Raw genomic sequence first — 23,790 nt, 5'->3', positions numbered from 1 at the left:
ATAGGACTTGGTGTAGCGCGCCGGGCTTTTTCGGCGCTATGGGCTCAGTTTTACCGTTCGCCCGTTAGCCGCGGACTCCAAAGCGGCGACGATGATCCGGCAATTGTCCTTTGCGTCGTCCAGCGAAAGCTGGGGCGCTTTTCCGGTCAGCGCGCATTCGCTGAAATGCTCGATTTCCAGTGTGAAATGGTTGGCCGCGGGCAGACGTTCTTCACACTGCCGCCCGTCTTCGGTCCACCACGAAAGCACCGGGATATCGCCCGGAAGCTGCCAGACGGTATGGCATTTCAAGCCGCCCTTGGTGCCTATGATTTCGTATTCCGAGCGCCGCGCCCGTTCGAAGCTGAAATCGAAATGGGCATGTTTGCCGTCTCCGAAATCGATGATGCCGCTGGTCGTGATATCCGCGCCGCTCTCGACGTATTTCGCGATGGCGGTGACGGCGAGGGGCGGCTCGCCGAAAAACATGCGGGCCGAATGGATCGCATAGCAACCGATGTCCCACATGGCGCCGCCGCCGCGCTCGACACTTTCCGCGAGGCGATACAAGCGTGCCGGCCGCATCATGAACGAGTAGGTGGCGCGGACGGAGCGTATGTCGCCGACGAGGCCGGAGCGGATTAGCTCCCGCACGCGCGCATGCTGCGGGTGGAAGCGGTACATGAAGCCTTCCATCACGGTCACCTTGTGCTGGCGTGCCGCGGCTTCGATTGCTTCGATATCGGCGACGGTCAGCGCCATCGGTTTCTCGCACAGTACGTGTTTGCCGTGCTGTATGGCGCGCAACGCCCATTCGGCGTGTTCGTGGTTGGCGAGAGGCAGGTAAACGGCTTCCACTTGGGCATCGTCGAGCAGCGCGTCGAGCTTGTCATAAGTCCGGACTCCCTGTTGTTGTGGCGCGTATTTCGCCAGTGTCTCGGCGGCCGCTCCGGGACGGCGGCTGGCAATAGCGACCAGTTCGGCATTCGAGGCATCGACGATGGCGGGCATCAGGCGTTCGTTAACGCGCGCGGCACCAAGTATGCCCCAACGGAGTTTTCGGTCAGTCATGATTCATCCTTTTTGCGAATTAACGTGCACATCATAGTGTCGCAGGAATCGGTGATCGTCTCCACCGCAAGGGCTTTGACAGCATCGACCGATCCGCCCCGTCCGCCCGACTCTCGCACTTGACACCGGTTCAGCGCGAGCGCATGGTTGCTGAATGGAGAGCACATGGGGAGTGCTTTGAATTTCTTTACTAACGTTGCGCTTTTGTCTTGGCCGACAAGTCAAAAGAGCAATGTATTGGGTTTTAACACCCCGCAAGGAGCTCATCATGTCACTAAGATCTTTGATTTCCACCGGCACCAAACTCTGGCTCGATTCCATCGATCCCGAACTGGTCGAAAGAGACCGCGCTCTCGGGGCCACCGGCGCGACCTCCAATCCCATCATCATCGCCGACATCCTCAACACGGGCCGCTTCGACGATCATATGCGCGCGTTGCTCGATGAAGGTATGGACAATTCGGCCATCGCCTGGGAGATGACCGATTACCTGGTGCGCAACGCTCAGGAGGTGTTCTTGCCCGTTTGGGAAGACACCCGCGGCAACGACGGTTACGTCAGTTTCGAGCTCGATCCGCTCCTCGAAGACCGCGAGCTGAATCTGCCTCACGCCAAACGCGTCAAGGAGTACATCGAGCTCGGCAAGCATTGGGGCAGCGGGCACGTCAACCGCCTGATCAAGGTTCCCGCGACCCCGGCCGGGCTGGATTCGCTGGAGGAATTGGCCGCTGCCGGAATCAATCTCAACGTCACCCTCATTTTCTCCGAGCGCCAGTACAAGCTCGCCCGTGAGGCCGTTTGGCGCGGTGCGCAGCGGCGCCCGAGCCTCGCTCATTTCAAGAGTGTGTACAGCATCTTCGTCTCGCGTGTGGACGTATACACGGAAAAGCAGATTCCGGAGCTCAGTCCCGACGCCCAGGGACAGGTCGGCATCGTTAACGTCAAGCGTCTCTGGCAGCTTAATCAGTCCTTCTGGAAGGACAAGAATCTGCCACTCCAGCAGGAAATCGTTTTCGCCAGCACCGGCACCAAGAGACCCGGCGATCCGCCCGACAAATACGTGGAAGCCTTGGCCGGCAGCGACATCCAGACCAATCCGCCCGCCACCAACGACGCTGTCGAGGGGCTCAACAAGCAATACACGCGCAAGGTCGATCAACTGCCGACCCAAGCCGTCCTAGACGAGATCGACGCCAAGGTGGACGTGGCGAAGATGGAGCAGGTCCTGATGGATGAAGGGACGGCAAAGTTCGCCGATCCGCACAAGGCGCTGTTGAAACTCATCGCGGAAAAGCACGAGGCCCTTGCGTCGACGTGATTTAGTTCGCCTATCCGTTCTAACTGCAACCACCTAAGGAGATGCCATGACCATCAAAGTTGGAGATCGCCTGCCCGAGGGCAAGCTGTACGAGTCTACCGAGTTCGACCCGGCTATCGGCTGTCCGATGAAGCCGCAACCGTTGAATGTCGGCGATCTCGTCAAGGGTAAAAAAATCGTGATTTTCGGCCTTCCGGGCGCGTATACGCCGACCTGCTCCGCGCAACATCTGCCCGGTTACGTCACGAACTTCGACAAGCTGAAAGCCAAGGATGTCGACGAAATCTGGTGCATGGCCGTCAACGATGCTTTCGTGATGGCTTCATGGGGCCGGGATCAGAAGGCCGGCGGCAAGGTGCGCATGATGGCCGACGGCAGCGCCGAATACACCCGGAAACTCGGACTCGAACTCGATTTGACCGAAAAAGGCATGGGTGTACGCTGCCAGCGCTTCGCGATGGTCGTCGACGATGGCGTCGTGAAGCATCTGGCCGTCGAGGCGCCTGGCAAATTCGAAGTCTCGAGCGCCGAGGCGATGCTCGCCCACTTATAAGAACGCCTTACTGTCTCCGGAGCCGCGGAAATCGTCACGCTGCGGCTCTTTCGCCGTCTGATGTAGAATGGCCGGCCTGTTTTCTTAACGGCACGGAACAATGCAATCAACCGATCCTTCGCTTACCGACATCCTTGGTGCCGCCGTCACGATCGCCCGTGGCGCAGGGGCCATTCTTCGAGAGGGATTCGAAACCCGTCGCGGCACTGCGGTGCAGTTCAAGACCAGCGATATCGACCCGGTCACCGAATACGACATCCGCAGCGAACAGTTCATCGTCGGCGAACTGCGCAAGCTTTTCCCTTCTCACCAAATTGTCGGCGAAGAGGGCGGAGCTTATCGCGCCGAGGAATCTCGCCCGCCTGCGCGGAATTACCTCTGGCACATCGATCCGCTCGACGGTACCGTGAACTTCGCGCACGGGTTTCCGATGTTCTGCGTATCGATGGGTTTGCTGATCGACGGCGTGCCTTCGCTCGGCGTGGTGTATAACCCCGCCACAGACGAGACATTCGCCGCCGCGCTCGGTTTGGGTGCCACGCGCAACGACCGGCCGATTCACGTGTCCGCGACGCTGGTGCTGAATCGTGCTCTGGTGATTACCGGTTTCTCTTACGATACCCATACCAGCGACAGCAATATGAAGAATTTCCTCGGCTTTCAGCGCAGCGCGCAAGCCACGCGGCGTATTGGTTCGGCCGCGCTCAACCTGTGCTATACGGCCACGGGACAGTTGGACGGACATTGGGAGATGAAGGTCAAGCCGCACGACATTGCGGCCGGCATCGTGCTGGTGCGCGAGGCGGGCGGTACCGTTACCGATTTCGACGGCGGCGACGAGATCTTGAGTACCGGCCGCATCGTTTCCAGCAACGGTCTGATTCATCGCGAGATGCTGGACGTCTTGAAAGCCGCCGACGATCGCGGTTGATGGAGGAGCTTGTCCCGCGATTATACTTTTTCGCCCGCTGTCCCGGTGAAGGACGCGGGTGTCCGCCTACCTTAAATCAATAAGGAGTCATCATGAAAATCGGCATCGCTTCTGATCACGCGGGATTCGCCTACAAGGAAGAACTGCGTACTTGGCTAAGTTCTCTTGGCCATGAGGTCGTCGACTACGGCTGTTTCAGCGACGAACGAACCGATTATCCCACGTGGATTCGCCCGTGCGCCGTGGCTGTCGCCAACGGCGAAGTCGAGCGTGGCATCGTGCTGGGCGGCAGCGGGAACGGCGAGGCCATCGTTGCCAACCGAGTCAAGGGCTGCCGCTGCGGCTATTGCTTCAACGAGGAAACCGCCTATCTCACCCGGTTGCACAACGATGCCAACTGTATCGCCATGGGCCAGCGGATCATCAGTCTCGAAATGGCAAAGAAGATCGTCGAAACCTTCCTGTCCACCGAATTCGAAGGCGGCCGGCACGTGCCGAGGATCAAGGCGATCGATGAGTGATTCGGGATGCGGCGATGTCCCCGATAAGATGCCGCTAACCGAGAGCCGTAGGATGGGCAAAGGCCAACAGGCCGTGCCCATCTTTTCAGATGTTGGCAAAGGATTGCCGACCTCCGACTTTTTCCGTCCCATTCGGTGGGTTACGGTGCGCGTCTAGCCATGCGGCCAAATCCGGTTTCTCGCTGGCGCACCTAACCCACCCTACCATCTGCGACAGCTCAGGGCGTAGGATGTGCTGAGGGACGAAGCGCCCTTCGACTAGGCTCAGGACAAGCATCAATCGCGAACCATGCGGTTCATGCCGGACCATCCCTGTCCGGCACCGTCCGGGCGATGCTGCCGCGCAAACCGGCCTTGCCACGCTACGCTTCGTTCAGCACGTCCTATGATCTGTTCGTAGGTCGGCAATCCTTTGCCGACAACGCCGCTAAAGCCACTGTCTGCGATTGGAAGGTCGCGACTAAAATGATTCTTCCGAACGGGCCAATCAGTCCTTTGTAATTACGGCTTGAGTGCCGAGGCTTCGCGAGCCAAGCGCGTGATTTCAGCCCAATTGCCGCTGGCGACCAAGTCTTTGGGGGTGAGCCAGGAGCCGCCCACGGCGACGACATTGGGAAGCTTGAAGAAATCCGGCGCGTTCTGCACGTTGATCCCGCCGGTCGGACAGAAACGCACGTTCGGAAACGGACCTCTGAACGAGTCGAGCATCTTGATGCCGCCCGCAGCCACGGCCGGGAAAAATTTCATGACGTCGAGGCCGGCTTCCAAGACTTGCATCACTTCGGACATGGTGGCAACGCCCGGGAAAAACGGCAGCTTGCTGTCTACGATCGCCTTCAGCAGGGTGGGCGTCGTGCCCGGCGAAACGCCGAATTGCGCACCGGCGGAAATCGCGGCATCGAGCTGAGCCGGCGTGGCGATGGTGCCGACGCCGACGATCGCGTCCGGGATTTCTTGCTTGATCACCCGTACGGCGTCCAGGCCGGCGGCGGTACGCAAGGTGATTTCTAATACGCGAATGCCGCCTTCCACCAAGGCGCGGGACAGCGGTACCGCGTCTTCCACGCGGTCCACCACCATCACGGGCATGACACTGGTCGCGGCAATGATCTGGTCAAGGTTCATAACAGGAATCTCTTCGTCGGTTGCAAAAAAGGAGAGCCGTGTCAGTCGTCGAACTGGAAAGTGGCGCCGCCGCGTTCCGCGGTGTCGGCCAGTTGGCGCAAGCCGGTGAACAGCTCCCGTCCGCAGCCGAACTGGTTGCGCGACAGGTCGGCCGTGGCGAGCTCGCGGCTGTTCCATTCGGCGGCCGGGACCTCGGCCTCCAGGCGGCCTTCCACCGCATCGAGCACCAGCATGTCGCCATCGCGCACCTTGGCGAGCGGGCCGCCCATCACGCACTCGGGCGAAATGTGAATCGCGGCTGGAACTTTTCCTGAGGCGCCGGACATGCGGCCGTCCGTAACCAGGGCCACCTTGAATCCGCGCTCCTGGAGGACCGCGAGCGAGGGGGTGAGCTGATGCAGTTCCGGCATGCCGTTAGCGCGCGGCCCCTGGAAACGGACTACGGCGATGAAGTCCCGTTCCAGTTCGCCGCGTTTGAAGGCGGCAATCAAGTCTTCCTGGTCGTCGAATACAATGGCGGGGGCGCGCACCACCCGGTTTTCGGGTGCGACAGCCGAGACCTTAATCACCCCGCGGCCGAGATTGCCGGTAACCAGGCGCAATCCGCCGTCCGAGCTGAACGGTTCGCCGGCCGGTGCCAGTACCGCGGTATCGAGGCTCTTCTCGCTGGCGGGGCGAAAGGCCAGTTGACCATTGTCGAGCCAGGGTTCTTCCGCCCAGTGGCGCAGACCCAGCCCCAGGACGGTCTGGACGTCTTCATGCAGAAGCCCTGCATCCAGCAGTTCGCGAATCAAAAAGCCCATACCGCCGGCGGCGTGGAAATGGTTGACATCCGCTTTGCCGTTGGGATAGACGCGGGCCAGCAGCGGAACGACCGCCGACAGATCGTTGAAGTCGTCCCAGTTGATTTCTATCCCGGCGGCTCGCGCGATGGCGATCAGGTGAATCGTGTGGTTGGTCGAGCCGCCCGTCGCCAGCAGGCCGACGATTCCGTTGACCACGGCGCGTTCGTCCACGACGTCGCACAGGCTCGGGGAGGATTTGTCCTGGGCGAGTCGTACTGCTTGCCGTGTGGCGGCGCGGGTCAATGCTTCGCGAAGTTCGGTGCCCGGGCTCACGAAGGCCGACCCGGGCAATTGCAGGCCCATGATTTCCATCAGCATCTGGTTGCTGTTGGCGGTGCCGTAGAACGTGCAGGTTCCGGCGCTGTGATAGGACGCCATCTCGGATTCGAGCAGGGCTTCTCGGCCGACCTTGCCTTCGGCGAACAGCTGTCTGACTTTGGCTTTCTCGGCGTTCGACACCCCCGAGGCCATTGGACCGGCGGGCACGAAAATGGCGGGCAGATGCCCGAAACGCAGCGCTCCGATCAAAAGGCCCGGAACGATCTTGTCGCAGACGCCGAGGAACAGATTGGCATCGAACACGCGGTGGGCAAGCGCCACGGCCGTAGACATCGCGATCACGTCGCGCGAGAACAAGGAGAGTTCCATGCCGCTTTGGCCCTGAGTCACGCCGTCGCACATCGCCGGGACGCCGCCGGCAACCTGCGCGGTCGCCCCCGCTGCCCGCGCCTCGGCTTTAATCACCGCCGGGTATTGTTCGTACGGTTGATGCGCCGAGAGCATGTCGTTATACGCCGTCACGATGCCGATGTTCGGGACTGTGGCGGCTTTCAACACCAGTTTGTCATTGGTCGGCATCGCGGCGTAGGCATGCGCCACGTTGGTGCAGGCGATGCGATTGCGCTCGACGCCTTTCTGACGGGCGCGTTTCATGCGCTCCAGATAGGCCTGACGCTTGGTTTGGCTGCGGGCGCGAATGCGCTCGGTGACGGCGAGCAATGTGGGATGTAGGGACATATGTTTCCGGCTGAAGTGGCGTCTTGTTCGGGTTGCGTCGGCGATGGGCAAGAGCATGCCCTGCAACGGGGCGCAGGCGCCACATTTAATCCAAGCCGCAAAAGCGTGTCAAGAAACGCGGCCGTTCGGCCCAGGGGCGGCTGGACAGTGGGAGGGGCGGCGAGTAGTATTGCAAGGTTTTTTCATCCGGGTTTTCCGGGTCTGCCTTTATACAACATGAGCTCGGCCGAGCCATAATCGGCACGATCTTTAACAAGAGGTTTCTGCGGTGAGTCAGCTCCCATTTCCCCAATCGTTCAACCTGGTTTTTTTTGGCGGTGCCGGTGATCTGGTCACGCGCAAATTATTGCCGGCGATGTACCAGTGCCATAAGACCGGCCGGCTGGTGGAGTCGGGCCGCATCCTCTGTCTCGATCTGCTGGACCTGACGCAAGAGGCTTTCCTCGCCATGGTGGATGACAAGGTCAGGCAATTCGTGCCCAAGGCCGATTGGGACGATGCGGTGTGGGCGACGTTTCTCTCGCGCCTGACCTACCTGAAACTCGATGCCACCCAGCAGGAGCAATACGTGGCATTAAAAACCTTGCTGAAGCAGTCCCCTGCCGAGGTAACCGTATTCTATCTGTCCACCGCACCGTTCCTGTTTGCGACGATTTGCAGCAATCTCACCCGACAAGGCCTTAATGGTCCGAATAGCCGCGTCGTGCTGGAGAAGCCGCTGGGGCACGATCTGGCATCGAGCAATGCGATCACCGCGGATGTGGATCGGTTCTTCTACGAAAAACAAGTCTATCGAATCGATCATTACCTGGGTAAGGAGTCGGTACAGAACCTGATGGCGCTGCGCTTCGGCAACTCGTTGTTCGAACCGCTGTGGCGCCGAATGTGGATCAGCAACGTTCAGATCACGATTGCCGAAGATGTCGGAATCGGCAGCCGCGGAGGGTTCTACGACAAAACCGGCGCATTGCGCGACATGGTGCAAAACCATTTGCTGCAACTGTTGTGTTTTGTCGCGATGGAGCCGCCGGCCAGCCTCGATTCCGACGCGATCCGCAACGAAAAGCTCAAGGTGCTCGAGTGTCTGGTGCCGTTCACTCGGGAAGATGTTTTGACCAAGACCGTACGCGGGCAATACCGCGCGGGCGTTTCGGGCGGCCGTCAGGTGAAGGGATATTTGGAAGAGGACAATATCCCGGCCGGCAGCAAGACGGAAACCTTCGTGGCCATCAAGGCGGAGATCGCCAATTGGCGTTGGGCCGGAGTGCCGTTTTATCTGTTCACCGGTAAACGCTTGCCGACTCGGTTGGCTGAAATCGTTGTCCATTTCCATGATGTGCCGCATCATATCTTTCCTCTGCCGAGCAGCGGTTCGCGCGCGCCGTCCAAGCTGGTCATCCGCCTGCAGCCGGACGAATACATTCGTTTGTACCTCAACGCCAAGGCACCGGGCGATTCGATGGAGCTTCAGCCGGTGTCGCTCGATCTCGACTTCTCGGGAAAATTCAAGGGCCGCCGGGCCGAGGCATACGAACGCCTGCTGCTCGATACCATCCGTGGCAACCAGGCGCTGTTCGTGCGCCAGGACGAGCTGGAGCTGGCCTGGCGCTGGGTCGAGCCGATTCTGAACACGTGGGCCGCCGATCCGAGCGGTCCGAAACCTTATGCGGCAGGAACCTGGGGGCCGTCCGCATCTTCCGAGCTGCTGTCGCGCGACGGTTTTGGCTGGCATGACGAGGGTTAAGACATGGTAGACATTCGATGGTTTGACGATAACGCAAGCCTCGCACCGGCACTCGCCGCCGCGGTGGCTGCCGACTTGCGCGCGGTGTTGCAGACCGAGCCTCGGGCCGCGTTGGCCGTATCGGGCGGCCGGTCGCCGGTGCCCGTGTTCGAAGCTTTGCGCGACGAAGACTTGGACTGGGCACGCGTGGTCGTCACGCTAGTGGACGAGCGATGGGTGCCTGAAACCGATCCGGCCAGCAATGCCGCCCTGGTCAAGACTCATCTGCTGCAAGGTCGCGCGGCGGCGGCTCGTTTCGTGCCGCTCTATACCGGCAATGCGTCCGCCGAAGACGCCGAGGCGATCTTGGCGGCCACTTTCGAAAGCCTGCCCCTGCCATTCGCGGCGCTGATTCTCGGCATGGGAGACGACGGTCACACCGCCTCGCTATTCCCAGCCAGTCCCAATTTAGACGCCGGTTTGGCTCTGGGAGGTTCGGTCGCGGATACGCCGCCCTGTCTCGCTCAAGTGGGCGCAGTCGCGCCAACCGAACGCATGAGTATGACCTTGCCTTGGATTTTGCACGCCCGACGAGTCTATCTACAGTTCGGCGGCGCCAATAAGGCGGAGGTGTTCACTGCCGCGCTGGCTGAGCCGAACCGTCAATACCCCGTGAGCTTCGTGCTCACGCAAACGCAGACGCCCGTGGTGGTGTTCGCTGCAAGAAGCTGAGTCAAAAAACTACGGCGCATCGGCCGATCGTGCGGCGCGTCGTCTTTTAACGTGCACGAAGGTCATTGAAGGCTCGTTTCTACGGGGGATTCAAGCCCGAGGACGGAAAGGTCGACATATCTCTGAGGGGCGGATTAAAGCTCGAGGACGGAAATTCTCTCAGCGGCGGATTGAAACCGCTCGGCTGCGAGATCACGGTTACGGGCGATTCGGTCACGATTCTGACGACGGTGCCGGATTCTCCGCCGATCTGCAAGGGCACTCGGGCGACGGAATCGGGCGTTCCGGTCAGCGACAATAAGATCAAATCACCCGAGCTTACCTGTGCCTGCCCCCGGATTTCTCCTTCCGGAAATGCGGCCGAGCTGACATTCACGAAGATGTTGCCGTCTCTCATGGCCGCAGCCAAATCCGGAAGCGTGGCTATGTTTCTTCCGATCGTGGAAACGCAATCTACCCCTTGAATGATATTGGCTCCGGTTATGGTCGATTGTACTTGCAGTGTGCCGTCCCAGCTGCCCTGAATCGCATTCAGAAGCGGAACGATTGCGGGCCCGGGCGCGCCTACTGGACCGCAATGCAGCTGGATTCCGGTGACGTTTACCCCATTGGTGAGAGCCAAGATGAACGACATCACGGTTTCGTCCGGATTGAATTCGAAACCCGCTTGGCCCGACATCGAGGTGGTCACTGGTGCGGGTATTTCCTCGGAACCGCTGAGAACAGCGTCGAACCGAAGGGGCAAGGTGTTTCCGTTGCTTCCATGAGCCATGCCCGCGGCAATAATCGAACAGAGCAGTATCGGTACAGTGCGGCGGTTCACGTCTGATCTCCTTAGTCGTATCTATCCACCGGAAACATCGAGCGGACGCGAATCTCCCACGTTACCAGCGACGTCGATGACTTTTCCCGGCAATCCAAGTGCACTGTCGGTTTTCTCTAGGATAAGGCTTTAACCTGAGACAAATACTTTTCCGGAGATGTTCCGAGTGATGTCGGGGCGGGTCGCCCCAATCGAACGTTTGTAGTGTTGATCGTCGAAGGCCCGGAAGTGTAAACAGTCGTACCCGATGCGCTATAGTTGCTCCTTCGAATGTTTTCGCAGAATGGCCTTAAGAAGATGGAGACAAGGGCTGCCAGACGTGTCCGCTTATACGGGACGTTGCGGTTTCGCCGGACTCGTCAGGCCCGATACACGCTACCGGAGGGTTTAATGAAGAAATGCTTGTCCTTCGTTGTTCTGTGCTTTGTCGTCGCTTTCGGTTCCGCGAGTAAAGCCGAGGTATATAAGGTAACGGGTCCCGACGGAAAAGTGACGTACACCGATAGTCGTGCGGAAGGCGGCAACAGTGCCAAAGTCGAACTCGTCGAGATCGACTCTTACTCGGGCTCGCCCGAAGTTTCATCGGTTGAAGACGCCGCGGTATCCCAGAAAGTGACGATTTTTACCACCGAATGGTGCGGCGTGTGCCGGAAGGCGAAATCGTATATGGCAAGCCACGGTATTGCCTACGATGAATTCGATATCGAGAAATCTCGGTCCGCTAAGACTCGATTCGATCAGCTCGGTGGCAGGGCCGTTCCGGTCATCCTGGTCGGAAATGAAAAAATGACCGGATTTTCCCCGACGAAGCTTGAGACCATGCTGAAGGACGCTGGCATTTGATTTTCGAATCCGCCGTAGTATCCGATCGTGTAGAGATGCCGCAGGGACATCTACCGGGGAGAAGGTCGGCGTTTACGGAATCCAAGAGTTCATTTGACTTATGCAAGGGATGAGAAGATATGCAGCCGGAGAAGCAGAGAGTTTCGATTGTTCGATGGGCCCGGTGGGCCATAGTCATTGCTGTCGCGTTGGTCGTATTGATCGTGGCCGCCTTGTTTATCGTGGGCAGAAAACCGCCTACCGAAGAGGTTATCCCGCCGGTTCCGCCGGCGCCTCAGGAGCCCGGTAGAGCACCGATTCCGGAGCCGCAAGTAGAGGTTCCGGCTGCGGTCGAAATTTCCATCGCGGGACAGGGCGGGCCTGGTTGCGAAGCCGAGAAGAATGCACACGAAGTGATCGTCAAGGAAATGGGCGGGAAGGATATTTTCGACGCTTACGAAAAAGGCGTGTTGCTGACCGACGAGGAAGGCGTGACGAATAAGTATTACTTGGATGTCGATGGCGTGCCGGAAGACAAGAAGTCCCAACTGCCGGTCCTGTTCGCAACGGGAAACCATCTGAAAGTGCGATATGTGATTTGCGGGAGCGGAGGACTTCGGTTTCTGACGTCCGTACAGGCGCAGCCGAACGGTTGATGGAAGAAGGCTTGTTTCAGTTTGCGCTAACGGCTTTTCTGACTTTGGCCGTGGTCGTTGATCCGCCCGGCGCGGCACCGATGTTTATCGCTTTGACCCGCGGACTGGGAAAAAGCGAGCGGCGCAAGACCTTGAGCCGCGCTTTGCTCATCGCTTTCGGCGTAACGGTTTTTTTTCTGCTGGCCGGCAAATATCTGCTCGCGCATCTCGGGGTTACCGTGCACGCGTTCGCGATCAGCGGAGGCATTCTCCTTTTCGTGACCGCAATGCCCATGCTGTTCGGGCAGCGTGCCGGCCTTCAGGCGCCTAAAGTCGAGGAAAAGCGCACGGCAGGCGAAGACATCGCGATTTTCCCGCTCGCAATACCCTTGCTTTCCGGGCCCGGCACCATTACCGCCGTTCTGCTGCTAGCCAATAGAGCCGGTACGGATACCCGTCGCATGAGCGTGCTTGCCGGCGTCATCGCCGCAATTTATCTGATCACGTGGTTGCTGTTGTACGTCAGCGAAATCGTTACGGGATACCTCGGCGAAAGCAAGGTGCATATCATTACCCGCGTCCTTGGCATCGTGCTTGCGGCGCTTGCGGCGCAATTCGTTCTCAACGGCATCGCGGGTTTTTACCATTCTTTGATCCATCCTTTAAATTAACTGCAATAAAACCATGAAAGTACTGATAGTCGGCGGCGGCGGGCGTGAGCACGCTTTAGCCTGGAAAGCAGCGCAGTCTCCCAAAGTGGAGACGGTTTTCGTCGCACCCGGCAATGCCGGAACGCTTGCCGAGCCGAAAGTGGAGAATCGTCCGATTGCGGCCGAGGATACTCCGGGCTTGTTGGCATTCGCTAAGGAGCGGGCCATCGATCTTACGATCGTCGGTCCCGAAGCTCCGTTGGTGGCCGGCATCGTGGACGAATTCCGCGCGGCGGGGCTCAAGTGCTTCGGCCCCACTCGGCTTGCCGCGCAGCTTGAGGGCTCCAAGGCATTCTGTAAGGATTTTCTGGCTCGCCACGGTATTCCGACCGCCGAATACCAAACGTTTACGGCGGTCGACGAGGCGGTCGCCTATATCCGGCGAAAAGGTGCGCCGATCGTGATCAAGGCGGACGGATTGGCCGCCGGCAAGGGTGTGGTCATCGCTCAGTCGGAACAGGAGGCGGTAGATGCCGTAACCGACATGTTGTCGGGCAATGCCTTCGGTTCTGCGGGCCATAGAGTCGTGGTCGAGGAATTCCTGAGAGGCGAGGAAGCCAGCTTCATCGTCATGGCCAACGGGCTGGACGTCCTGCCCATGGCGACGTCCCAGGATCACAAGGCGCGGGACGACGGAGACAAAGGCCCCAATACCGGCGGTATGGGCGCTTATTCGCCGGCCCCGGTGGTGACGCCGGAAATCCATGATCGCATCATGAAGGAAGTGATCGAGCCCACGCTGCGCGGAATGGCGGCGGACGGCATCCCTTACTCCGGCTTTCTTTATGCCGGGGTGATGATCACGCCGGACGGCACGCCCAAGGTGCTCGAGTTCAACTGCCGTTTCGGCGACCCCGAAACCCAGCCGATCATGATGCGGCTCAAGAGCGATCTGGTCGATCTGTGTCTTGGCGCAGTGGAAGGACGCTTGAGCCGGGTTAGTGCCGAATGGGACGAGCGCGCCTCGTTGGGCGTCGTATTGGCGGCGGGCGGATACCCCTTCGACTATGCCAAGGGCGACGAAATCCAAGGTTTGCCGGAGAAGGCGAGTGCGGATACCAAAGTCTTTCATGCCGGTACGGCGCGGTCGGACGGCAAGATCGTTACGGCCGGAGGACGCGTGCTCTGTGTGTGCGCCTTGGGCGAATCCGTTCTGGAAGCTCAGCGGAAAGCGTATGAACAGGTGCGAGAAATCCGCTGGGAAAACATGTATTACCGCACCGACATCGGCTACCGGGCTATAGGCCGCTGACCGGGCTGAAGATGGGCGATCAGCGCGGCGCGGTTTTTAGCGGCAGGTTGACGACCTGCGGATAACCGTCGAGCTCGAGCCCGATGCGCAGGATTTTGGCGCTTCGGGCTTCTTCTTTTCCGGGAAAAAACAGATAGCCGTAAGCCAGTTCCCCTGGTTGCAATCGCTGGTTGCGCAGCGATTTTCCGATCAAATCCCGGCGTATGCGGTCTTCCAGGTCTTGCGAGTCTTGTCCTCCGCCGACGATTGCTCCGACACCGGCGCCCGCGGCGGCGTGTTCGGGCAGATTGTTGCTGAGTCCGTCGCCAAACCCGCCGTACAAGATCATCCCGATAGCGAACGAGGTCAGCGCACCGGCACCGGCGCCCCATGCGGCGCCTCGCGCCGCATTGCCCATCAGGGTGCCGAACTGCATGGCACTCGCCACGCGGTTATGGGCTTGCTCGCCGGTCAGCAGCGGCCACGCCTGGGCATCCTGATCGATCAGAAACGTTTGCTGCGGGTTGACCCTGACGACGCTCGCGCTTTGATTATCGATGAGGAGACGTACCGGGAGTAGTCCGGCTTTGCGTATGTCGAATCCGAACGCTTGCTCTGCCTGTTCGGGATCAGCGTAAGCTTCTGCCGCCACGCGAGCACCCTCCACGTCCACGTGATCGCGGTTCGACGAGGGCAGCGGCACGGGAGGAATGCGGTTCTCATAGGTCATACAGGAAACCAGCAGGGCGCACATCAATAAAAGCGCGCGTCGGCCGGCCGGGAGGAAAATCGGTAGTGTCGGAGATTGTTTCATTTTCTGAGAGGCCGGATCGGAGCAATCCGCGCGCTGCGGGACGATGACTTCAATTATAATCCATCGTTTTGAAGCGCCTGCGAATCGACTCACTCAAGAGGGATATACGTTACTCATGTTTCAAGAGAACGAAATTTCCGAAAGGACTTTATCGCCCGCTCAACAGGATGTGCAACGGCTCTTCCAGTTTGTGGCGGCCCAGGTAATCGGACAGGATACTCTGATCGAGCGGATGCTGATCGCGCTGCTCGCGGACGGGCACATTCTCGTGGAAGGTGCGCCCGGCCTTGCCAAGACTCGGGCGATCAACGTGCTGAGCCGGGCCGTCGAGGGCGATTTTCACCGCATTCAATTTACCCCGGACTTGCTGCCGGCCGATCTGACCGGCACCGAGATCTATCGTCCTCAGGACGGTTCGTTCCATTTTCAGCCCGGACCGTTGTTCCATAATTTGGTGCTGGCCGACGAGATCAACCGTTCGCCGGCCAAGGTGCAGTCGTCCCTGCTCGAAGCGATGGCGGAACGCCAGATTACCGTCGGTCGCGTGACCTACAAGCTGCCGGATCTGTTCATGGTGATGGCGACACAAAATCCCATCGAACAGGAAGGAACGTATCCGCTGCCCGAGGCGCAGTTGGACCGTTTCATGTTGTATATCCGGATCGGTTATCCCGAAGCCCAGTACGAGCGCGCGATTCTGCGGCTGGTGCGGGAAGAATCCCGGCGCGGACGTGCCGCCTCGGAGGCGGAGTTCAAGTCCGTCAGCCAAGAGACCTTGTTTACGGCGCGGCAAGAAGTGCTCGATCTCTATATGGCCGATACCCTGGAGGAATATCTGCTGCAACTGGTGCTGAGTACCCGCAACCCCGGAGCTTACGGCAAGGAACTCGAACGCTGGCTGCAATACGGCGCGAGTCCCCGCGCCAGCATAGCCCTGGACCGGTGCGCCCGTGCCCGAGCCTGGCTGTACGGACGCGATTACGTGACGCCCGAGGACATTCAATCCATTGCTCCGGACGTGCTGCGCCATCGCTTGATCTTGAGCTATGAGGCGGAAGCGGAAGGCGTGTCGTCGGACCGCGTTGTCCAGGAGCTGCTTCGCCGGGTAGCCGTGCCTTAACCGGGCCGCTTGCGCCGATGTGCTAAAGTTCAATAAGCACATCAGACCCTTTTCGTCGGCGAAGCGGTGCGAAATCATCGTCGCTACTCGCTCGCCGGCGGCTTTAGAAAACGAGATTACAGAGATATAGCCCGATACATGCAGCCATTCCAAGCGGAATTTATCGAATACGCACTCCAATGCGGCGTCTTGCGCTTCGGTGATTTCACCCTGAAGTCCGGTCGGCACAGTCCGTATTTCTTCAATACCGGGCTCTTTGATACCGGAGCCCGTCTGGCAAAGCTCGGCGAGTTCTATGCCAAGACCATGTTGCACGAGGGCATCAAGGCCGATGTCTTGTACGGCCCGGCTTATAAAGGTATCCCCCTGGTTTGCGCCGCGGCCATGGCCCTGGCCCGGGAAACCGGGGAGGAAGTCCCGTTCGCCTTCAATCGCAAGGAGGCCAAGGATCACGGCGAGGGCGGTTCGCTCGTGGGAGCGCCGCTTACAGGTTCGGTGCTGATCGTCGACGACGTGATTACGGCTGGTACCTCGGTGAGGGAGTCGGTGGACATCATCCGGGCTGCCGGGGCGGTACCAAGCGGCGTTCTGATCACCCTGGATCGGCAGGAAAAGGGACGGGGCGAGCTTTCCGCGGTGCAGGAAGTCGCCAATCAGTTTCAGTTGCCGGTTTATTCCATCGTCACGCTGCGCAATATTCTCGAATTTCTTCAGAAGGCCAATCGTCGCACGGACGTTGAAGCGATTCGGGAATACCAGTCCCGATTCGGCGTGTTATGACACCTCTAACCGGTTTTCGCGTTGCCTGGATCACGTTTGCCGTCGCCGTTTATGGGGCGGGCAGCGATGCCGCGACTTACCGGTGGGTCGACGAAAAAGGCGCCGTGCATTACTCCGACCGGGTTCCGCCCGAGGAGGCCAAGCACCGCCGCTCCAAGCTCGATGCCCAAGGGCATGAGGTGGAAGTGCTCGAGGGGGCCAAGTCGCCGGAGCAAATCGAGGGCGAAAACCAGCTCAAACAGTTGCGTCTCGACCAGGAGCGGATTTTGGCCGGGCAGCGGGATCGGGATTTGGCGCTGCTCAGAACCTACCGCAGCGAGGAAGAGATCAACCTGGCCTTGCAAGGAAAATTGAACATGCTGGATTCCTTGATCAAGGTGACCGAAGCCAATAAACAGCGCCAACAGGCGTTATTGGACGGACAGGAAAAGCGCGCCGCAGATCTGGAGAAAAAAGGGCAGGCGCTTCCAAAAAGTCTACGCGACACAATGGAAGCGGCACGACGACAGATCGCCGGTCACGAGGCGAAAATAAAGCGCATCGAAGCCGAAAAAGCCTCAATTTCGGATAGCTTTGCCAAGGACATCGCCCGCTTCAAAGCGATCAACGACCCGAAGCGCGGCTTGAGATGGCATCAAACCTGGATCGAGTCGCCGAATAGCGCGGATAAGTCCGATACCGGGAACATCATCGTCAGCGCTGTTTCCTGCTCAGCGGGAGCGATGTGCGACAAGGCGTGGAGCCTTGCGCGAGCTTACCTGCTCGAACATACCGATGCGCCGTTATCCATCGATAACGACAAAATCCTGCAAACGGCGGCTCCCCGTGACGAGCGGGAGTTCACTACAACCGTTACCCGCATCACCCGCAAAACCGAGAGCGTCATTTTTCTCGACATACGGTGCCGGCCGTCGACAGTCGGCGAAACGCTTTGCGCAAGCCCCGAAGTTCGCCAGATCCGTGCCGGTTTCAAGCCTTACGTAGAGGCCGGTTTGGCCGGTCCTGGGTGAGTTTCGTGAGCGGGCACCTCGAAAAACTTCGAGGTGCTCGTACGGGGCAGAGATGCCCCGTCGTTTTCGGCCGCGTAAGCGGCTGAAAACGTAAGCCAAGCCGAAACCGCGTTTGGGCTTGGCGAAGAGAAAAACCGCCGGGAAGGCGGTTTTTCGAGGTTTCAAGCGCCGGTTCCGTTAGCGACGCATCAGGAGCGTGCCGATCCCCTGATCGGTGAAAAGCTCCAACAGCACGGCGTGGTCGATCCGTCCGTCGATGATGTGAACGCTGGCGACGCCGCCTTTGAGAGCGTCCGTGGCGCAGCGCACCTTCGGGATCATGCCGGAGGTAATGGTGCCGTCCGAGATCAAATCATCCACTTCGGACAGGGATAGCCCGGTCAATAGACTTCCTTCCTTGTCCAGAATGCCCTTGGTGTTGGTTAAAAGTATCAGCTTTTCGGCTTTCAAGACCTCCGCCATTTTGCCCGCCACCAAGTCGGCATTGATGTTGTAGGAAAAACCGTCGGTACCGACGCCGATCGGTGCGATGACCGGGATGAAATCCCCCTGTACCAGCATGTCCACCACGGACGAGTCGATGCTCTCGACCTCGCCGACATGGCCCAGATCGATGATCTCGGGTTCCTCGGTTTCCGGAGAGCGCTGCTTGACCACGATCTTGCGGGCACGCACCAGGTCGCCGTCCTTGCCGCTCAGTCCGACCGCCGAGCCGCCATGCCGGTTGATCAAATTGACGATTTCCTTGTTGACCAGGCCGCCGAGCACCATTTCGACCACGTCCATGGTTTCGGCATCGGTCACCCGCATGCCTTGCACGAATTCGCTGGTCTTGCCCAAACGTTGCAGCAGATTGCCGATTTGGGGGCCGCCGCCGTGGACGACGACCGGATTGATGCCGACGAGCTTCAGCAACACGATGTCCCGGGCGAAGCTGTTCTTGAGCCGTTCCTCGGTCATGGCATTGCCGCCGTATTTGACGACTACGGTTTTGCCTTTGAAGCGCCGGATGTAAGGCAGCGCTTCGATAAGGACGTGGGCGATGTGGGTTGCGGAGTTGATTTCGATGGCTTCTTGCTTTTTCACGGATGACTCCAGGAGAGTAGGGCGGAAGCACGCTGTTCCGCCGGATGTCTGAATCCTATTGATGCCCCGTATGTCCGAAGCCTCCAGCGCCTCTTCGGCTGGTTTCGAAGTCATCGACCCGTTCGAATTCCACCTGCACTACCGGCACGAACACCATCTGCGCGACACGGTCGCCGATCTGGATTTCGAAGGATTCGGTTCCCCGGTTCCAGCAGGAGACGAAAACCTGGCCCTGGTAATCGGAATCGATCAGGCCGACCAAATTGCCGAGCACGATGCCGTGCTTGTGTCCGAGTCCCGAGCGCGGCAACAGCACGGCGGCAAGTCCTGGATCTTCGATGTGGATGGCGAGCCCCGTCGGAATCAGTTTGGATTCGCCCGGTTCGAGCCGTAGCGGTTCGTCGAGGCAGGCCCTAAGATCCAGCCCGGCCGCGCCGGATGTGGCGTAATGGGGCAGGGGAATTTCGCCCCCGAGGCGCTTATCGAGAATCTTTAACTGAATTTTGCGCATGATAGCGTTCGGCAATGAGTCGTATGAGTTGTTCGGCAATGGTTTTCTTGGGGGCCAGCGGCAAATAGATATGGCCGCCGTTCCAGCAGACGAAGAGTGCGTTGTCGTCGGTTTCGAACCCACCCTCGTCGCGCCCGACCCAGTTGGCGGCCACCATGTCCAGCGATTTGGCCGTCAGCTTCTGCCGGGCGTAATCTTCGAGTTTATCGGTCTCGGCGGCGAAGCCCACGGTGAACGGGCGTTTCGCCGAGGCGCTGACGGCGCTCAGTATGTCCTGGGTCTTACGCAGTGTCAGAACCATTTCCGACTGGTTTTTCTTGATTTTTTGGTTCGCGGCGGTTTCCGGGGAATAGTCAGCCACCGCCGCGGCGCCGATATAGATGTCGGCGGACGGGACCTTGTCCATGACGCAGCGGTACATGTCCGCGGCGCTCTCGACCCATGACACCGCGTGTACGTTTGGAGGCATCAGTGCCGTGGGGCCGGTCACCAGACTGACCTTCGCGCCAGCCCGCCCGGCGGCCTCCGCAAGCGCGTAGCCCATCTTGCCCGAGCTTCGGTTGCTGATGTAACGCACCGGATCAATCGGTTCGCGGGTAGGGCCAGCGCTGATCAGGACCGACAGTCCGGCCAGAACCCCGCCTCCGAAGAAACTTTCCAACTCCTCCAAAATCCGTTGCGGTTCTAAGAGCCGGCCCATGCCGACCTCGCCGCAGGCCTGATCACCTTCCGCCGGCCCGAGTATTCGAACGCCCCGGTCGGACAGGCGGCGGACGTTCTCTTGGGTCGCCGGGTTGTCCCACATGGCCTGGTTCATGGCGGGGGCGACGGCGATCGGGGCGCGGGTCGCGAGACACACGGTCGACAAAAGATCGTCACCGAGTCCGATCCGGAGCTTGGCAATGAAATCGGCCGTGGCCGGCGCGATCAGCACCAGATCCGCCCACCGGGCCAGGCTGATATGCCCCATGGCCGATTCCTCGCCGGTATCGAGCAACTCGGTATGCACCGGATTGCCAGAAAGCGCCTGAAACGTCAGCGGAGAGACGAAAGCCGTCGCTGCATGGGTCATGACTACCCGTACCGAGGCGCCGACATTACGCAAAAGTCTGGTCAGTTCGGCAGCTTTGTAGGCGGCGATACCGCCCGTAACACCCAAAACGATGTTTTTACCGGTGAGATAGGTCAATGTTGGCTGGTTTCGATAAGAGGTTGAGCCGCCGCATTATGGCAAGTTTGCGTTACGGCTTCTATGCTTTGCTGCGATTCGGTTTGAAACACTTTATTGGACGGGGGGAGCTATGCCCATCACGGATTGGCCCGACGACGAAAGACCGCGGGAAAAGCTGCTTCAAAAAGGACCGCTGGCTTTGTCGGACGCGGAGCTGTTGGCGATTTTCCTGCGCACGGGGGTCAAAGGCAAGACTGCGGTGGATCTGTCTCGCGAACTGCTCAACGAGTTCGGCTCGCTGAGGGCATTGCTGGAAAGCGACTTCGAACGGTTCAGCCGCAGCCGCGGGCTCGGGACGGCCAAATATGCCTTGCTTCAGGCCGTGCTCGAAATGGCCCGAAGACATCTCAAGGAGACGCTCCGGCGCGGAAGCGCGCTAACCAGTCCCGACCTGACCCGCCGCTATCTCGCCGCGCAGTTGCGCAGCCATCCTCACGAGGTATTCGCGGCTCTTTTTCTCGACAACCAGCACCGGATCATCGAATTCGAAGAGCTGTTCCGGGGTACTATTGACGGAGCCAGCGTCTATCCTAGGGAAGTGGTTAAAAAGGCCTTGTCCTTCAATGCCGCGGCCGTGATATTCGCCCACAACCATCCTTCGGGCATCGCCGAACCCAGCGAGGCCGACAAGCACATCACGCAAAGGCTCAAGCAAGCCTTGTCGCTCATCGATATACGCGTGCTCGATCATTTCATCGTTGGTGACGGGGAAGCCTATTCTTTCGCTGAGCACGGGTTGATATAGTGCGTTGCTAAGCGATCTTGTCGATGGAGCCGAACATGCAGCGTGTACCCGAGCCGGAATTGATGGACGAGGAAGATCAGGCCAAAGCTTATGCGGAGGCGGATTTTTCCGAGCCGCACGATCATTTCGTCTCCCTGTTTCGATCCGCGTTTCCGGACGACACGCTGGCCGGCGCAGTTCTCGACTTAGGCTGCGGTTCGGCCGACGTAACCGTGCGTTTCGCCCGCGCCTTTCCGAATTGCCGTATCGATGGCGTGGATGGGGCCGAGGCCATGCTCGGGTTCGGCCGTAAAGCCGTTCGCTCGGCAGGCTTGGAGCAGCGTATCCGGCTGATCAGAGCCTATCTTCCCGATGCCACCTTACCGCTGACGTCTTACGATGCGGTGATCTCGAATTCGCTGCTCCATCACCTGGCCGATCCCATGGTGTTATGGGCGTCCGTGAAGCGGTGGGGAAAATCCGGCGCGCCGATTTTTATTATGGACCTGCTGCGGCCCGAGAGCGAAGAGCAGCTAAACGAACTGGTCCGGCAGTATGCGGCCGACGCGCCGGAGGTGCTGAAACGGGATTTCTCGAACTCCCTTCGTGCGGCTTACCGGCCGGATGAAATCCGCGCGCAATTGGAGAAAGCCGGCCTAGCCAGCTTTTCTGTAAATATCGTCAGCGACCGCCATCTCGTCGTGTCGGGTCGGCTTTCGTCACGGGAAGCCCAGCGTTAAGCGGGTGACCGAGGCCGCTTTCATGGCCGAATAGAGTCAGTTCTTGCACGACGCATTTGTCGCGTTGACTCGAGGACCGCCGCCGATTCTGTCGTTGCTCCGGACTCCGGGCAAGACGCTCAGCACATTGTCGCCCGTGCCGCCTTAATGGCTCGGCGACACGGATCACCCTTATTCCGCATCTGTGTAAACATCTCAGACGCGGCGAATCGTCCCGGCGCATTGCTCGGCGTGTCACGGGAGGAGGCGCAGTAGAAAGGCTAAAGACAACATCGGACGCTGTGGAAAACAATCATCGTATCTGGCTGTCAATTCCAATATAGCCGTATGGTGCAAATACCCTTGGCGGTTAGCCTAAGCGCCTTGTACTGCAAGGGTAATTGTTCTAATGTAGGCTTTTTATTAGGACTTTAGAACGATAAAGGGCGGCCATGGCCATTCGGAATGCATTTTATGCCCAATCCGGCGGTGTAACCGCCGTCATTAACGCATCGGCATGCGGTGTGATCGAAACCGCGCGGCGGCACCGTAATCATATTGGTAGTGTTTATGCCGGGCGGAATGGCATTATCGGTGCGTTGACCGAAGATCTTATCGACACGGCTCAGGAATCCGATCAAGCCATTGCCGGGCTGCGGCACACGCCGGGCGGCGCTTTCGGCTCCTGCCGCTACAAGCTGAAGGGACTCGATGAGAGCAAGGCGCAATACGAACGGCTGATCGAAGTCTTCAAGGCCCACGACATCGGCTATTTCTTCTACAACGGCGGCGGCGACTCGGCCGATACCTGTCTGAAAGTGTCGCAGCTTTCGGAAAAGATGGGTTATCCCTTGTGCGCCATCCATATCCCCAAGACGGTCGATAACGACCTGCCCATTACCGACAACTGTCCCGGTTTCGGTTCCGTAGCCAAGTACATTGCGGTTTCCACCCGCGAAGCCAGCTTCGACGTGGCCTCGATGGCGGCCACTTCAACCAAGATATTCGTGATCGAGGTCATGGGGCGCCATGCTGGCTGGATCGCTGCCGCCGGAGGATTGGCGGCCGATGCGGAACACGATATCCCGCTGGTGATCCTGTTTCCCGAAATTCCCTTCGATCAAACCGAGTTTCTGGCCGCGGTCGACGAGAGGGTCAAGCGTTACGGCTATTGCTCGGTAGTGGTCTCGGAAGGCGTAAAGGGGGCGGACGGCAAGTTTCTGGCCGATGCCGGTATCAAAGACGTTTTCGGCCACACCCAGCTTGGCGGTGTCGCCCCGGTCATTGCCGCTCTGATCAAGAGCTCGCTGGGCCACAGGTATCACTGGGCCGTAGCCGATTATCTGCAGCGCGCCGCCCGGCACATTGCTTCCAGAACCGATGTCGAACAGGCTTACGGCCTCGGTAAGGCCGCCGTCGAACTGGCTTTGGATGGCCGGAATGCGGTCATGCCCACGGTCGTTCGTACCTCCGATTCGCCTTATCAGTGGAAGATCGGTCACGCCGACTTGTCGGACGTGGCCAATGTGGAAAAGAAAATGCCGCGGGAATTCATTTCTCCGGACGGCTTCGGCATTACCGATGCTTGTCGCGCCTATTTGCGCCCTTTGATAGAGGGCGAAGATTACCCGCCGTACAAAGATGGCTTGCCGAATTACGTCGTGTTGAAAAATGCGTCGGTTCCCAAGAGGCTGACCAGCCAATTCGCAGTTTGATTTCCGAGTTCATGCCCCATGTGACGTAAAAACAAGAAAGCAAA

24 protein-coding genes are annotated in these 23,790 nt (G+C 59.3%); 16 read left to right on the top strand and 8 right to left on the bottom strand.

Features of this window, described 5'->3' with window-relative positions; genetic code table 11:
• Nucleotides 1–36: 36 nt before the first annotated feature.
• Nucleotides 37–1,050 (bottom strand): Gfo/Idh/MocA family protein, encoded by a 1,014-nt coding sequence (locus ACR2R1_RS12920; protein WP_086133179.1) that lies wholly within the window; start codon nucleotides 1,048–1,050, stop codon nucleotides 37–39.
• Nucleotides 1,051–1,318: 268 nt separating this feature from the next.
• Here ACR2R1_RS12920 and ACR2R1_RS12915 point away from each other — a divergent pair, with 268 nt between their 5' ends.
• The 4 genes from ACR2R1_RS12915 (at nucleotide 1,319) to rpiB (ending at nucleotide 4,373) form a co-directional block, all read left to right on the top strand.
• Nucleotides 1,319–2,368, top strand: coding sequence for a transaldolase family protein (locus tag ACR2R1_RS12915; RefSeq protein ID WP_434110368.1), 1,050 nt, complete (start codon nucleotides 1,319–1,321; stop codon nucleotides 2,366–2,368).
• 46 nt (nucleotides 2,369–2,414) lie between these two features.
• A complete protein-coding gene (locus ACR2R1_RS12910) occupies nucleotides 2,415–2,921 on the top strand; it encodes a peroxiredoxin (RefSeq protein WP_077730266.1) in 507 nt (168 codons plus the stop codon).
• Nucleotides 2,922–3,021: 100 nt separating this feature from the next.
• Nucleotides 3,022–3,852: an inositol monophosphatase family protein gene (locus tag ACR2R1_RS12905; protein WP_210023718.1), complete on the top strand. Its 831-nt coding sequence runs from the start codon at nucleotides 3,022–3,024 to the stop codon at nucleotides 3,850–3,852.
• Nucleotides 3,853–3,944: 92 nt separating this feature from the next.
• Nucleotides 3,945–4,373 (top strand): ribose 5-phosphate isomerase B, encoded by a 429-nt coding sequence (rpiB, locus tag ACR2R1_RS12900; protein ID WP_077730268.1) that lies wholly within the window; start codon nucleotides 3,945–3,947, stop codon nucleotides 4,371–4,373.
• 501 nt (nucleotides 4,374–4,874) lie between these two features.
• Here the strand turns inward: rpiB and ACR2R1_RS12895 are convergent.
• Both ACR2R1_RS12895 and edd read right to left on the bottom strand, forming a co-directional pair.
• Complete coding sequence (locus ACR2R1_RS12895; RefSeq protein ID WP_077730269.1) at nucleotides 4,875–5,498, bottom strand: bifunctional 4-hydroxy-2-oxoglutarate aldolase/2-dehydro-3-deoxy-phosphogluconate aldolase; 624 nt, start codon at nucleotides 5,496–5,498, stop codon at nucleotides 4,875–4,877.
• 41 nt (nucleotides 5,499–5,539) lie between these two features.
• Entirely contained in the window at nucleotides 5,540–7,360 is a 1,821-nt protein-coding gene (edd, locus tag ACR2R1_RS12890; RefSeq protein WP_434110365.1) for a phosphogluconate dehydratase, read from the bottom strand.
• A gap of 268 nt (nucleotides 7,361–7,628) precedes the next feature.
• Between edd and zwf the strand changes: the two genes are divergently transcribed.
• Together zwf and pgl are read left to right on the top strand one after the other, a co-directional pair.
• A complete protein-coding gene (gene zwf, locus ACR2R1_RS12885; protein WP_166642659.1) occupies nucleotides 7,629–9,104 on the top strand; it encodes a glucose-6-phosphate dehydrogenase in 1,476 nt (491 codons plus the stop codon).
• A 3-nt stretch (nucleotides 9,105–9,107) separates the two neighbouring features.
• The gene (gene pgl, locus ACR2R1_RS12880) at nucleotides 9,108–9,815 is read left to right on the top strand and encodes a 6-phosphogluconolactonase (RefSeq protein ID WP_086133175.1); all 708 of its coding nucleotides are present in this window, start codon (nucleotides 9,108–9,110) and stop codon (nucleotides 9,813–9,815) included.
• Between the two features lie 79 nt (nucleotides 9,816–9,894).
• Here the strand turns inward: pgl and ACR2R1_RS12875 are convergent, their stop codons facing one another.
• Nucleotides 9,895–10,638, bottom strand: coding sequence for a CHRD domain-containing protein (locus tag ACR2R1_RS12875; RefSeq protein ID WP_086133174.1), 744 nt, complete (start codon nucleotides 10,636–10,638; stop codon nucleotides 9,895–9,897).
• 390 nt (nucleotides 10,639–11,028) lie between these two features.
• Between ACR2R1_RS12875 and ACR2R1_RS12870 the strand changes: the two genes are divergently transcribed.
• From ACR2R1_RS12870 to purD, 4 genes are all read left to right on the top strand, one after another.
• On the top strand, nucleotides 11,029–11,481 hold the full coding sequence (locus tag ACR2R1_RS12870) for a glutaredoxin domain-containing protein (protein WP_166642658.1): 453 nt from the start codon (nucleotides 11,029–11,031) through the stop codon (nucleotides 11,479–11,481).
• Between the two features lie 119 nt (nucleotides 11,482–11,600).
• Complete coding sequence (locus ACR2R1_RS12865; RefSeq protein WP_077730274.1) at nucleotides 11,601–12,116, top strand: hypothetical protein; 516 nt, start codon at nucleotides 11,601–11,603, stop codon at nucleotides 12,114–12,116.
• Nucleotides 12,116–12,766 (top strand): MarC family protein, encoded by a 651-nt coding sequence (locus ACR2R1_RS12860; RefSeq protein WP_086133172.1) that lies wholly within the window; start codon nucleotides 12,116–12,118, stop codon nucleotides 12,764–12,766. Before ACR2R1_RS12865 ends, ACR2R1_RS12860 begins: the two co-directional genes overlap by 1 nt.
• A gap of 13 nt (nucleotides 12,767–12,779) precedes the next feature.
• Complete coding sequence (purD, locus tag ACR2R1_RS12855) at nucleotides 12,780–14,057, top strand: phosphoribosylamine--glycine ligase (protein ID WP_434110362.1); 1,278 nt, start codon at nucleotides 12,780–12,782, stop codon at nucleotides 14,055–14,057.
• 19 nt (nucleotides 14,058–14,076) lie between these two features.
• Here purD and ACR2R1_RS12850 read toward each other — a convergent pair whose 3' ends face one another.
• A complete protein-coding gene (locus ACR2R1_RS12850; protein ID WP_347257960.1) occupies nucleotides 14,077–14,766 on the bottom strand; it encodes a hypothetical protein in 690 nt (229 codons plus the stop codon).
• 199 nt (nucleotides 14,767–14,965) lie between these two features.
• Here ACR2R1_RS12850 and ACR2R1_RS12845 point away from each other — a divergent pair, with 199 nt between their 5' ends.
• The 3 genes from ACR2R1_RS12845 (at nucleotide 14,966) to ACR2R1_RS12835 (ending at nucleotide 17,760) form a co-directional block, all read left to right on the top strand.
• Nucleotides 14,966–15,970 (top strand): AAA family ATPase, encoded by a 1,005-nt coding sequence (locus tag ACR2R1_RS12845; RefSeq protein ID WP_077730278.1) that lies wholly within the window; start codon nucleotides 14,966–14,968, stop codon nucleotides 15,968–15,970.
• 138 nt (nucleotides 15,971–16,108) lie between these two features.
• A complete protein-coding gene (gene pyrE / locus ACR2R1_RS12840; protein WP_077730279.1) occupies nucleotides 16,109–16,750 on the top strand; it encodes an orotate phosphoribosyltransferase in 642 nt (213 codons plus the stop codon).
• Nucleotides 16,747–17,760: a DUF4124 domain-containing protein gene (locus tag ACR2R1_RS12835; RefSeq protein ID WP_434110359.1), complete on the top strand. Its 1,014-nt coding sequence runs from the start codon at nucleotides 16,747–16,749 to the stop codon at nucleotides 17,758–17,760. The genes pyrE and ACR2R1_RS12835 overlap by 4 nt, the downstream gene beginning before the upstream one ends.
• 177 nt (nucleotides 17,761–17,937) lie before the next feature.
• Here the strand turns inward: ACR2R1_RS12835 and argB are convergent, their stop codons facing one another.
• The 3 genes from argB to coaBC are packed head-to-tail and all read right to left on the bottom strand — an operon-like array spanning nucleotide 17,938 to nucleotide 20,546.
• Nucleotides 17,938–18,846 (bottom strand): acetylglutamate kinase, encoded by a 909-nt coding sequence (gene argB, locus ACR2R1_RS12830; protein ID WP_434110357.1) that lies wholly within the window; start codon nucleotides 18,844–18,846, stop codon nucleotides 17,938–17,940.
• Nucleotides 18,847–18,901: 55 nt separating this feature from the next.
• The gene (gene dut, locus ACR2R1_RS12825) at nucleotides 18,902–19,357 is read right to left on the bottom strand and encodes a dUTP diphosphatase (protein WP_434110355.1); all 456 of its coding nucleotides are present in this window, start codon (nucleotides 19,355–19,357) and stop codon (nucleotides 18,902–18,904) included.
• The gene (gene coaBC, locus ACR2R1_RS12820; RefSeq protein ID WP_434110353.1) at nucleotides 19,326–20,546 is read right to left on the bottom strand and encodes a bifunctional phosphopantothenoylcysteine decarboxylase/phosphopantothenate--cysteine ligase CoaBC; all 1,221 of its coding nucleotides are present in this window, start codon (nucleotides 20,544–20,546) and stop codon (nucleotides 19,326–19,328) included. Before coaBC ends, dut begins: the two co-directional genes overlap by 32 nt.
• Before the next feature lie 112 nt (nucleotides 20,547–20,658).
• Between coaBC and radC the strand changes: the two genes are divergently transcribed.
• From radC to ACR2R1_RS12805, 3 genes are all read left to right on the top strand, one after another.
• Entirely contained in the window at nucleotides 20,659–21,333 is a 675-nt protein-coding gene (gene radC, locus ACR2R1_RS12815; protein ID WP_434110351.1) for a RadC family protein, read from the top strand.
• Nucleotides 21,334–21,368: 35 nt separating this feature from the next.
• Nucleotides 21,369–22,052: a class I SAM-dependent methyltransferase gene (locus ACR2R1_RS12810; protein ID WP_434110349.1), complete on the top strand. Its 684-nt coding sequence runs from the start codon at nucleotides 21,369–21,371 to the stop codon at nucleotides 22,050–22,052.
• Nucleotides 22,053–22,483: 431 nt separating this feature from the next.
• Complete coding sequence (locus tag ACR2R1_RS12805) at nucleotides 22,484–23,746, top strand: 6-phosphofructokinase (protein ID WP_434110348.1); 1,263 nt, start codon at nucleotides 22,484–22,486, stop codon at nucleotides 23,744–23,746.
• The last annotated feature ends 44 nt before the right edge of the window (nucleotides 23,747–23,790 follow it).

Origin of the sequence: Methylocaldum sp. GT1TLB (assembly GCF_051027445.1) — a bacterium.
Classification (GTDB): domain Bacteria; phylum Pseudomonadota; class Gammaproteobacteria; order Methylococcales; family Methylococcaceae; genus Methylocaldum.
Note: the sequence above shows the minus strand (reverse complement) of the source record. Positions and strands in the feature narration are given on the sequence as shown.